9 protein-coding genes are annotated in these 10,476 nt (G+C 69.3%); 8 read left to right on the top strand and 1 reads right to left on the bottom strand.

Going from position 1 to position 10,476, the window contains the following annotated elements; genetic code table 11:
• From HOV77_RS34430 to HOV77_RS34395, 8 genes are all read left to right on the top strand, one after another.
• Positions 1 to 1,547, top strand: a 1,547-nt coding sequence (locus tag HOV77_RS34430; protein ID WP_290870553.1) for a proton-conducting transporter membrane subunit, incomplete at its 5' end; no start/stop codon positions are given.
• Positions 1,544 to 2,479 carry an NADH-quinone oxidoreductase subunit H gene (locus HOV77_RS34425; RefSeq protein ID WP_290870550.1) on the top strand — a complete coding sequence of 312 codons (936 nt, stop codon included), beginning with the start codon at positions 1,544 to 1,546 and terminating at the stop codon, positions 2,477 to 2,479. The genes HOV77_RS34430 and HOV77_RS34425, both read left to right, overlap by 4 nt.
• Before the next feature lie 14 nt (positions 2,480 to 2,493).
• A complete protein-coding gene (locus HOV77_RS34420; protein WP_290870547.1) occupies positions 2,494 to 3,153 on the top strand; it encodes a hypothetical protein in 660 nt (219 codons plus the stop codon).
• Positions 3,153 to 4,640, top strand: coding sequence for a proton-conducting transporter membrane subunit (locus tag HOV77_RS34415; RefSeq protein WP_290870544.1), 1,488 nt, complete (start codon positions 3,153 to 3,155; stop codon positions 4,638 to 4,640). Before HOV77_RS34420 ends, HOV77_RS34415 begins: the two co-directional genes overlap by 1 nt.
• A 46-nt stretch (positions 4,641 to 4,686) precedes the next feature.
• Entirely contained in the window at positions 4,687 to 6,189 is a 1,503-nt protein-coding gene (locus tag HOV77_RS34410) for an NADH-quinone oxidoreductase subunit C (protein ID WP_290870541.1), read from the top strand.
• Between the two features lie 97 nt (positions 6,190 to 6,286).
• Positions 6,287 to 7,495, top strand: a complete 1,209-nt coding sequence (locus tag HOV77_RS34405) for a serine/threonine-protein kinase (protein ID WP_290870538.1) — start codon at positions 6,287 to 6,289, stop codon at positions 7,493 to 7,495.
• Positions 7,496 to 7,537: 42 nt separating this feature from the next.
• Complete coding sequence (locus tag HOV77_RS34400; RefSeq protein ID WP_290870536.1) at positions 7,538 to 9,301, top strand: extracellular solute-binding protein; 1,764 nt, start codon at positions 7,538 to 7,540, stop codon at positions 9,299 to 9,301.
• 176 nt (positions 9,302 to 9,477) lie between these two features.
• Positions 9,478 to 9,678: a hypothetical protein gene (locus HOV77_RS34395; RefSeq protein ID WP_290870534.1), complete on the top strand. Its 201-nt coding sequence runs from the start codon at positions 9,478 to 9,480 to the stop codon at positions 9,676 to 9,678.
• Positions 9,679 to 9,745: 67 nt separating this feature from the next.
• Here HOV77_RS34395 and HOV77_RS34390 read toward each other — a convergent pair.
• Positions 9,746 to 10,476: Ig-like domain-containing protein (locus HOV77_RS34390; RefSeq protein ID WP_290870533.1), on the bottom strand; the 731-nt coding region annotated here is incomplete at its 5' end.

Raw genomic sequence — 10,476 nt, 5'->3', positions numbered from 1 at the left:
GCCATCGAGCCGAGGTACGCCCAGCGGCGATCTGGTACGCGGCGATGACCCAAGCCGGCTTCGTCACCGTCCTCATCGGACTGGTCTGGCTGGCCGACCGATGCGGGACGGACTTCGCGACGATCCGGGCCACCGCGCCGGGTTGGTCGGCTGCCGCCAAGGCCGGGGTTTTCCTGTTGTGCCTCACGGGTTTCGCCGCCAAAGCGGGCGCAGTGCCGCTGCATCCCTGGCTGCCGCGCGCCCACGCCGAAGCACCGTCCCACGTCTCGGCGTTGATGAGCGCGGCCATGGTCAAACTCGGCGTCTATGGACTGCTCCGCGTCGGGTTCGATCTCCTCGGCGGCGGTACGCGGTGGTGGTGGCTGGTCGTCGCACTCTTCGGCGCAGTGTCGGCGCTCTACGGCATCGTGCAAGCGGTCGTGGCCCGTGACCTCAAGCGCCTGCTCGCCTTCTCGACGTCGGAGAACGTCGGCATCATCCTGCTCGCAGTCGGCTTCGCCGGCCTGTACGCCCGCAGCGATCAGCCGGAGATCGCAGCGTTGGCGCTGGCAGCTGCCCTGTTGCATGCGCTCAACCACGCCGGGTTCAAGACGCTGCTGTTCTTCGGGGCGGGCTCGGTGGTGAAGGCGACCGGCACCCGCGATTTGGACGAGCTCGGTGGCCTGTCCCGGCGAATGGCGGCGACCACGGCGTTCGTCGCCATCGGAGCGCTCGCGGCGGCAGCGTTGCCACCGGGCAACGGCTTCGTCTCCGAGTGGCTGCTGTTGCAGACGCTGCTGCATCCGGGTGACAGTGGAACGCTGTTGGCGATCGGCGCTCCCGTCGGCGTGGCAGTCGTGGCGTTGACCGCGGGCGTCGGCGTTGCCACGTATGTCAAAGCGGTCGGCACCGGATTTCTGGCCCGTCCTCGGAGCGCTCCAGCGGCGGGCGCATCGGAATCCCCAGTCACCATGCTGGCCGCGATGGGATTGGCGGCGCTGGGCTGCGCCGTCTTGGCCGTCGCCCCGGCCGTCGTGGTTCCGGCGATCAGCCAAGTCCTGGCCGTGTTGCGGTGGCAGCCACCGCCGGTGGCGACCGATGCCGTCGCCGTGCAGCTGACCGGCCACACCGCCCGCTTCGGACCGGCGTGGATCGCCGTGGCCGTCGTCGGCGGCGTCGCTGCGATCGGCGTACTCGGTCGGCTGGTGGGCCGGGCTCGGCGTCGGCAGATCGCCTGGGACTGCGGCGACGGGCCGCTGACCGCCCGGATGGAGTACACGGCGACCTCGTATGCCGAACCCCTGCAACGGATCTTCGATGACACCCTGGCGCCCGAGCGCGACGTCGACGTCACCCACGACGAGGAATCGGCGTACTACGTCGAGGCGATCACCTATCGGCAACGCATTCCGGACCGAATCGAGAACCGCCTGTATCGGCCTGTTATCGGCGTACTCGGGCGGGTCGGCGAGGCGGGTCGCCGGCTCGCACCCGGGGTGATCCACCGCTATCTCGCGTACATGCTCACCGCGCTCGTCGTCGTCCTCATTGCGGGGGTGATTCCATGAGTTGGGTTGTTGCGGTTGCGCAGATGTTGCTGGTCGCGGTTCTGGCCCCGTTCACCATCGGAGTGACCAAGGCGGTACGCGCCCGGCTGGAAGGACGAGCCGGCGGCCGGTTCGGCCAACCCTGGCGAGACCTGCGCAAGCTGCTTCGCAAGCCGCCGATCAGCCCCGCGGATGCCGGGATGTTCTTCCTGGCCGCCCCGCCGGTGCTGATGGCGACCAGTTTGATCGTGGCGTTCACCGCGCCGTTCGTGACGACGGTCGGCGTCGGCGGATCGGCCGATCTCATCGTCGTCGTCGGAGTGTTGCTGCTCGGCACGGTCGCGCTCGCGTTGGCCGGACTGGACACCGGTACGGCGTTCGGCGGGATGGGGTCCAGCCGGGAGATGGCCATCGCGGCCCTCGTCGAGCCGACCCTCTTGCTGTCGGTGTTCGCGCTGTCGACTCGGGTCGGCACCACCAGCCTCGGCCGCATCGTCGAGGCGGGGGCGTCCGATCCGGCCCGGGTGTTCACCCCGACCAGTCTGCTGGCGCTCGCTGCGTTGGGGATCGCGGTTCTCGCCGAGACCGGCCGCATCCCGGTGGACAATCCGTCGACGCACCTGGAACTGACCATGGTGCACGAGGCGATGACCCTCGAGTACGCCGGTCGCGACCTCGCCCAGGTCGAATGGGCGTCGGCGATGCGGCTGACCATCCTGCTCGGATTGCTGGGCAATCTGTTCGTCCCGTGGGGCGTCGCCACCGAGCTGAGTCCCGGCTGGCTGGCCTTCGGCGCGGTCGCGCTCGTCGTCAAGGTGCTCGGGCTGGCCGCGCTGTTGGCGGCGGGCGAGGTCTTCCTGGCGAAGCTGCGCCTGTTCCGGATGCCCGAACTACTGGCGGGATCGTTCGCGCTCGCCTTGCTGGCCGTCCTCGCCTCCACGATCCTCGCCTAGAACGGCCACGACCGATGTCCGATCAGTTCTCCGAGCAACTGCTCAACCTGTTCTGCGGCTTGTTCCTGCTCACCGCGGTGGGAGTGCTGTGGCGACGCGAGGTCTCCGCGCTGATCACTCTGCTGACCGCGCAGGGCCTCATGCTCACCGGCATCGCCGTTGTGCTGGCCACCCGCCATCGCAGCGCCGAGGCGTTCGCCATCGCGCTCGGCATCGGCCTGCTCAAGGCCGGGGTGGTGCCGTGGATGCTGCGACGCGTACGCCGTCAGGTGCCGGCCGCGCGGGAAACGAGACCCCTGGTCAACGTGTCGGCGTCGTTGATCGCCGCCGCCGGGTTGACCCTCGTCGCGTACGCCGCCGCGAAGCCGCTCGTGGCGTTGGCCCCGTCCGCATCGGCCCACGCGACTCCGGTCGGCATCGCCGTCGTGCTGCTGGGCTTCTTCCTCGCCGCGACCCGGCAACGGGCGATCTCCCAGATCATCGGCGTTCTCCTCATCGACAACGGCGTCGCCGCCGTCGCCTTCCTCGCCACCGGCGGCGTACCGCTCATCGTGGAGCTGGGCGTCTCCGCCGATCTGGCCTTGGCCGTCCTGGTGCTGCAGATCCTCACCAGCCGGCTGCACCAGGCCTTCGGGCCGACCGACCTCGACGAACTCCGAGAGCTGCGCGACTGATGACCACGACCCTCGCCCTGGCCGCCCCGGCCGCCGCACCGTTGCTGGCCGCCCTGCTCGCCTTGGTTCTGCCGTGGCGTACTGCCGCCGTCGTCGGGGTCGCGGCGGCCGTCACGATCCTGGCCGGCGGCGTCATCTTGGCCACCCGGGTGACCGGCGAACCGGCCGTCCGCGGGTTGGTACGTGCCGACGCCCTGACGACGTGGATGCTGATCGTCATCGGGGCGGTCGCGACGCTGGCCACTGCGTCGGCGATCGCGTACCTGCGGCCGGAAAGCGCAGTCGAGCGTCGTCGGTATCTCGTCCTCACGCAGCTCTTCCTGGGCTGCATGAGCATGGCGGTGCTGGCCGACAACCTCGGACTGCTGTGGGTGGCGATCGAGGCCACCACCATCGTCACCGCGTTCCTGGTCGGCCATCGGCGTACGCGGGAAAGCGTCGAGGCTGCCTGGAAGTACGTCGTGCTCTGCTCGGTCGGAGTGGCCATCGCCTTCCTCGGCACGGTATGCATATACGCCGCCTCCGTCGCCGCCGGCGGATCGGGCGCGACCGCGTTGAACTGGAGTTACCTGACCGGGCACACCGCCGGTCTCGATCCGGCGCTCGTCCGGCTCGCCACGGGACTGATCCTGCTGGGGTTCGGCACCAAGGCCGGGCTCGCGCCGATGCACGCCTGGCTGCCGGACGCCCACAGCCAAGCACCCGCGCCCGTCTCCGCCCTCATGTCCGGGGTGCTGCTCTCCGTCGCGTTCTACGCGATCCTGAGGTACAAGGCGATCACCGACGCCGTCATCGGCCCGGCGTACACGCGGATCTTGTTGATCATCGGGGCCCTCGCGTCGCTGGCCGTGGCCGCGATCCTGTTGATCGCGCAGCGTGATTACAAACGGATGCTGGCCTATTCCTCGATCGAGCACATGGGACTGATCGCGCTCGGCGCCGCATTCGGCGTGCAGCTGGCGATGGCCGCGGTGCTGCTGCACGTGCTCGGGCACGGACTCGCCAAATCGGTCGCGTTCTGCGCGTCGGGACGCATCCTGACGACGACTGGCAGCCCGGCGATCGCTGCGGTCCGAGGCATGGCGGCGCGTCATCCCAGTCTCGCCGCGACCTTCGGGGTGAGTGCGGTCGCGTTGCTCGGGCTGCCGCCGTTCAGCCTGTTCGCCTCGGAGCTCGGCATCGCCCGGGGCGGCTTCGCGGCGGGGCACGGCTGGATCGTCGCGGTCGCATTCACCCTCATGCTCATCGCGTTCGCCGCGATCGCCCGGCATGTGCTCGGCATGCTGCTCGGCCCGCCCACGCCGCCTGCGTTTCCGCCGGAAGAAGGCGGCGGCCCTCGTCCCGACGGCACTAGCGGCAAGGGCGGCGCGGCGAGTCTGGGTGTGCTGGCCGCCGGGCTCGCGGTCGCCGCCCTCCTGGGCGTTTGGCTAGGGCCGCTCGCAGACCTGCTCGACACCGCCGCTGCCATCGCCACCGGAGGCCGCTGATGAACGACCTGGCACCGATCACGGCTCGTGCCACCGGAGGTTGTCGATGATCGACCGGGCTCCCACTACGGTCATCGAGGTCACCGGGGCGGCCGACCTTGCGGGGCAGGCGACCCGGCTGCTGGCCGCCGGGCATCGGCTGGCGCTGATCGCCGCGCACCACGACACCGCCGAGCACCCGGGCGGACCGGCGATCCGCATCGTCTACCTGTTCACGGCGGGTCCGCCGGACCAGCGGGTCGAGCTGATCCTGCGCGCCGATCCCGATCGGCCGCACATCCCGAGCCTGGCGGCGCTGTCCTTCCCGGCCGGTCGATTCGAGCGGGAGATGCGCGATCTGTTCGGCGTCGAACCCGACAACCATCCGCTGCCCCGGCAGCTCGTACGCCACCCGCACTGGCCGGTGGGCTGGCATCCGATGCGCCACGATGCCCCAGCGCGGCCACCGATGACGGCGGCCGAACCGTTCCCCTTCCTCACCGTGGAAGGCGACGGCGTCTACGAGATCCCGGTCGGTCCCGTCCACGCTGGACTGATCGAACCGGGCCACTTCCGGTTCAGTGTGGTGGGCGAGACCATCCTGCGGATGAAGGCGCGGCTCTGGTATGTCCACAAGGGAATCGAGAAGCTCTTCGAGGACAAGCTCGCTACCGAGGCGGTTCCACTGGCCGAGCGCATCAGCGGTGACACCGCCGTCGGGCACGGTTTGGCGTACGCGCTCGCCGTGGAGGATGCGCTCGGGGTCACCGTCGACCCCGGAATCCAACGGGCCCGATTGGCGCTGCTTGAACTGGAACGACTGCACAACCATGTCGCCGACATCGGTGCGCTGTGCAACGACGTGGCGTACGGGATCGCTCATGCGCACACTCAGCGCATCCGTGAACGACTGTTCCGGCTCAACGCCCGGGTCACCGGGCATCGGCTGCTTCGCGGGAGCATCCGGCCCGGGTGCGTACAGGTGCTGGAGGTCCCGGCCATTGCCGAGATCAAGGAGATCGCCGGCGATCTGGCCGACATCGTGGAGATCGCGCTCCGGCACACCGTCGTCCGCGACCGGTTCACCGGGACGGCGACGCTCACTCGGCAGCAGGCGGCCGACATCGGTACGCTCGGCTACGTCGCGCGGGCCAGCGGTCTGACTTACGACGCCCGCATCGCTCATCCGCTCGCCGACGTCGAGGTGACGCCGGTTGTGCGTACCGGTGGGGACGTGCTCGCCCGATTCCAGGTACGCGCCGAAGAAGCAGCCGCGTCGGCCGCCCTGCTGGCGGAACTGCTCCCGACGCTCGCCGCCGGTCTGTTCGGCACGCCACCGGGGATGCCGGGTACGCACCGGAGCGGCGTCGGCATCGTCGAAGGCTGGCGGGGCGCGATCGTGCACCGTGCCGAGATCGGGCCCGACGGGCGGCTGAGCCGGGTGAAGGTGGTGGATCCGTCGTTCCTGACCTGGCCCGCCCTGCCGATCGCGTTGGCGGACACGATCGTCCCGGACTTCCCGCTCACCAACAAGAGCTTCAACCTCTCGTACGCCGGCAACGACCTGTAGCAGGCGGCGAACGGTCTGGTGGTGAACCGGCGCGGCCGGGATGGACGCGCGGGACTATCCTGCGACGCATGCGGATCATCGAGACTCCGGGGGGCTGATGGTCTCCCCGACGCCGAACCTGACTCCGCTCTCCACGCTCGATCCCCCGTCGGCTGGACCGTACCGGCTGCTCGGCCGGTTGGGGCAGGGCGGTCAGGGCGTGGTCTTCCTGGGGGTCGACGGCGGTGGACGCCAGGTGGCGGTCAAGATGCTCAGCATCGACCTGGGCCACGACCCGAAGGCGAAGGCCCGGTTCGCCAAGGAGATCGCCGCCGCTCAGCGCGTAGCCGCCTTCTGCACCGCGCAGGTGCTCCTGGCCGACCTCGACGCCGATCCGCCGTATGTGGTCAGCGAGTTCATCGCCGGCCCGACGCTGCATCGCCATGTATGCGAGAACGGCCCGGTCACCGGCAACGCCCTCTACCGGCTCGCCGTCGGCAGCGCGACTGCGATCGCGGCGATCCACCAGGCCGGCATCGTGCACTGCGATCTGAAGCCGGACAACGTGATCCTGGGGACCGACGGCCCGCGTGTCATCGACTTCGGGATCGCCCGAGCGCTCGGCACGCATACGCTGACCGGCAATGTCATGGGCACGGTGCCCTACATGGCCCCGGAACGATTCCGCAACGTCGATGTCGGCCCTCGTTGCGACGTCTTCGGCTGGGCGGCCACCATCGCGTTCGCGGCTTCCGGACGAGGCCCGTTCGGCCATGATTCGCTGGCCACCGTGATGGCCCGCGTGCTGCACGAGCCGCCGGATCTCGCGAACCTCTCCGGACCCTTGCTGGAGCTGGTGGAGCAATCGCTGGCCAAGGATCAGTACGCTCGCCCCACCGCCGAGGAGCTGCTTCTCCGGCTACTGGGCCGGGCCGCTCCCACCACGGCGGAGGTGCCGCTGGGCAATGCGCTGGAAGAGGGCAGCGCCGCTGCCACAACCGCGCATCCGTCGGCCATCAGCCCGACACTGCCGGCCCCACCGACGCCACCCACCCCTGAGCCTTCTACCGTCGCGGTTCCGGTGCCTCCATCCACTTTGGTCGTCGGCACGCGACCTAGTCGGCTCCGACGCCTGGGGCGGCAAGCCGGCGACCCGGTCGGCATCGCGGTCGCGATCGTGCTGGGTGCGGTGGGGTTCGCAGCGGGTTACCTGGCCTCGTCCAGTGCCGTCGCGGCCGTGACGAACGGCGTGCTCACCTTCGGCATCGTCTACGTGGTAAGGCTGGTAGTCGCAGCCGCCATGGACCGCGACACCGAGCTGGATTGAACCGAGCGCCGCGCGCGCTCGCCCACGACTGAGGAGGAACGCATGGCATCGGGCCGGACGTCCGCCCGTAGGTGGCTTCCCGTCGTCATCGCGGTGACGGTCGGGATCGCCGTGATCGCGGGCTCCTCGCTGTACGTGCGTTCCCACGGCGATCGCGGCGACTGCGTAGCGCTGGATGTGGTCGCCTCGACCGAGAAGAACAAGCTCGTCGGCGAGATCGCCGATCGGTACAACCACAGTGGACGGCGGTTCGGCGGTCACTGCGCCGCCGTCACCGTGGCCGGGCTGACCTCCGGCCAGGCGATGGAGGCGCTGGCCGGAGACTGGGCTGAGGTCGCGGGGAGCGCCATTCCCAAGCCGCAGGTGTGGCTACCGACGTCGAGCTTGTGGACCGGCCAGCTACGGCTCCGGGATCAGGCGGCCAAGCGGCCGGAGCAGACGCCGGGGGAGTACCCGTCGATCGCCAACAGCCCGCTGGTGATCGCGATGCCCGCGACCAAGGCTCGGGTCTTGCAGCAGCGGGGCGCTCTGGGCTGGGGTGACATTCTCGGCTTGTCGGGCGATGCCGGATGGGGCGCGTTCGGTCGGCCGGACTGGAAGAGGTTCACCTTCGGCAAGGACAATCCTCGCCTGTCGACCTCCGGTCTCGCCGCCACGATCGCGACCTACTATGCCGCGACCGGCACCTCCAGTGATCTCACCGACGCCGATGTACGCGACCCTCGGGTGACCCAGTTCGTCCGCCGGATCGAGGCGAACGTGTCGCATTACAGCGACGACGTCGTCGACCTGTTGAAGTCGTTGGCTGCGGCTGACCTGTCCACCGTCGACGACAGTCGACCGGATGTCAGCGCCATCGTGACCCAGGAGGAGCTCGTCTTCCTCTACAACGAGGGGCAGCTCAGCCCGCGAGTGGGCGACAAGCCCCACGAGCCTCTGGTGGCGTTGTATCCCAAGGAAGGCACGTTCAACCTCGACCACCCATATGTCGTGCTGCCGAACGCGTCTTCGGCGCAGCGGCAGGCGGCGGCGGACTTTCTGGCGTACCTGCAGGCGGCGCCGCAGCAGAAGGCGTTCGCCGGGCTGGGCTTCCGCGATCACCAACAGGTCGCCTCAGCGGAGCTGAAGGCAGTGGTGGGCGGCCACGAGACCGCCGAGCGCCACTACTTCGCGCCGCCGTCGCCGGCCGTCGTGCAGCAAATCCTGGAGAGCTGGGGGACGCTGCGGAAGAAGGCGAACATTCTGATGGCCGTCGACGTCTCCGGGTCGATGTCGAACAAGGTGGGGTCCAAGACCCGGCTCGACGTGGCGATGTCGGCTGCCAAGAACGGCCTGAGCCTGCTGAATTCGGCCGACCAGGTCGGGCTGTGGTCCTTCTCCTCCGAAAAACAAGGCTCGGGCCGAGCCCCCTATCAAGAACAGGTGCCACTGTCGCCATTGGACCTTCCCCGCTTCGCCGATCGACTCGGCGGGTTGCGGGCCGGTGGCGCGACCGCGCTCTACACCACGATCCGGGCGGCCCACCGCTACATGCTCGACCACTATGACCGCACTCGGATCAACGCGGTCGTGGTGCTGACCGACGGTGAGAACGAGTACGCCAAGGACGACAATCTGGCGCGGCTGCTTGAGGACATCGCGCTCGACCCGGAGCGGCCTGTGAAGATCTTCTGCATCGCGTTCGACACGAACTCCGATTTCCCGACGCTGACCGCGGTCGCCAAGGCAACCTCGGGCAAAGCATTCGACGCGCGGAAGCCAGAGTTGATCGACGACGCGTTCGTGAAGCTCCTGAGCAGCTTCTGAGCCGAAAACCGCTGGACCGGTACGGTCGTCGATCGGTACGGTGCGGCTAGACCTACTCCTCAAGGCAAGGCCGGACCGTTGTACCACCTTTGAGATCTTCCGAACGCTGAATCGTCGCGCGTCGCAGCTGCGCGCGGCGCTCCTTCCTGCTGCGGACTTCTCACTGAGGTGTACCTGTGTTCTCTACCCGTCTGTCTCTGACCGTCGTCGAGCGTCTGAAGGCTCGACTCCAGGCCACCCGGTCCACCGGGCCGACCCGGCACGCTTGGTGCCGGCCGGATTGCCGGCGTGGGTCCTTCCAGGCGATGGCTCAGGCGCATCGCCGTCGGCTCGGGCAGGGCCGCGCGCCGCATCAGCGGCGGCTGGGCACTCCCTGACGCGCTCTTGATCAGCGGAAGTTTCGCGGTGCCATGACCCCACGAAACTTCCGCTGATCAAGCCGGCTCACTCCATGAGGCTGCGCCGGCGCAGCGTGCGCAGCAGACCGAGGCCGACCAGCACCAGCACGACCCCACCGCCGATGATCAGCTGCAGGCTGGTCCCGGTCACGGGCATCCACCCCGGTGCCGCGCTCGTGGGGCTCACGCTGGGTGACGGCGAACTGCTCGGGGTCGGCGACGGCGCGTCGACCGGGCTCCAGGCCACAGTGTTGTCCGTGCTGGTCGAGGCCGCGCTGGCCAGTCCGGCTCCGTTCTTGGCCGCCCCAGCCGCGATCGTCACGGTCACGGTGCCTTCGGTGGTCATGCCCGTGACGTTCAACGTGTACGCCGTACCACCACCGCCGACGGTCGCCACGAGAGTGCCACCCGCGGTGCTGCCGGTGAAACTGATGTCGGCGGCGTCGAAGCCGGTGACCGGTTCGCTGAAGGTGACCGTGAATCTGACCGACGAGGTGGAGGCCGGGTCGCTCTGATCCGGTGCCTGATCGATCGTCACGGTCGGCGGGACCGGCGTCCAGGTGACCGTGTTGTCGCTGCTGGTCGAGGCGCTGCTCGGATTGCCCGCCGCGTCGTTCGCCGCACCCGCGCCGATCGCTGCCACGACGGTGCCGCCGCTGGTCATGCCCGTGACGTTCACGGTGTACGCCGGTCCGGTGCCGCTGATGGCTGCGACGAGGGTGCCGCCTGCGGTGCTGCCGGTGAAGCTGATGTCGGCGGCGTCGAAGCCGGTGACCG

Source organism: Hamadaea sp. (assembly GCF_013362815.1).
In the GTDB taxonomy this organism is placed as follows: domain Bacteria; phylum Actinomycetota; class Actinomycetes; order Mycobacteriales; family Micromonosporaceae; genus Hamadaea.
The sequence above is the reverse complement of the archived record's forward strand: the minus strand, read 5'-3'. Positions and strand labels throughout refer to the sequence as shown.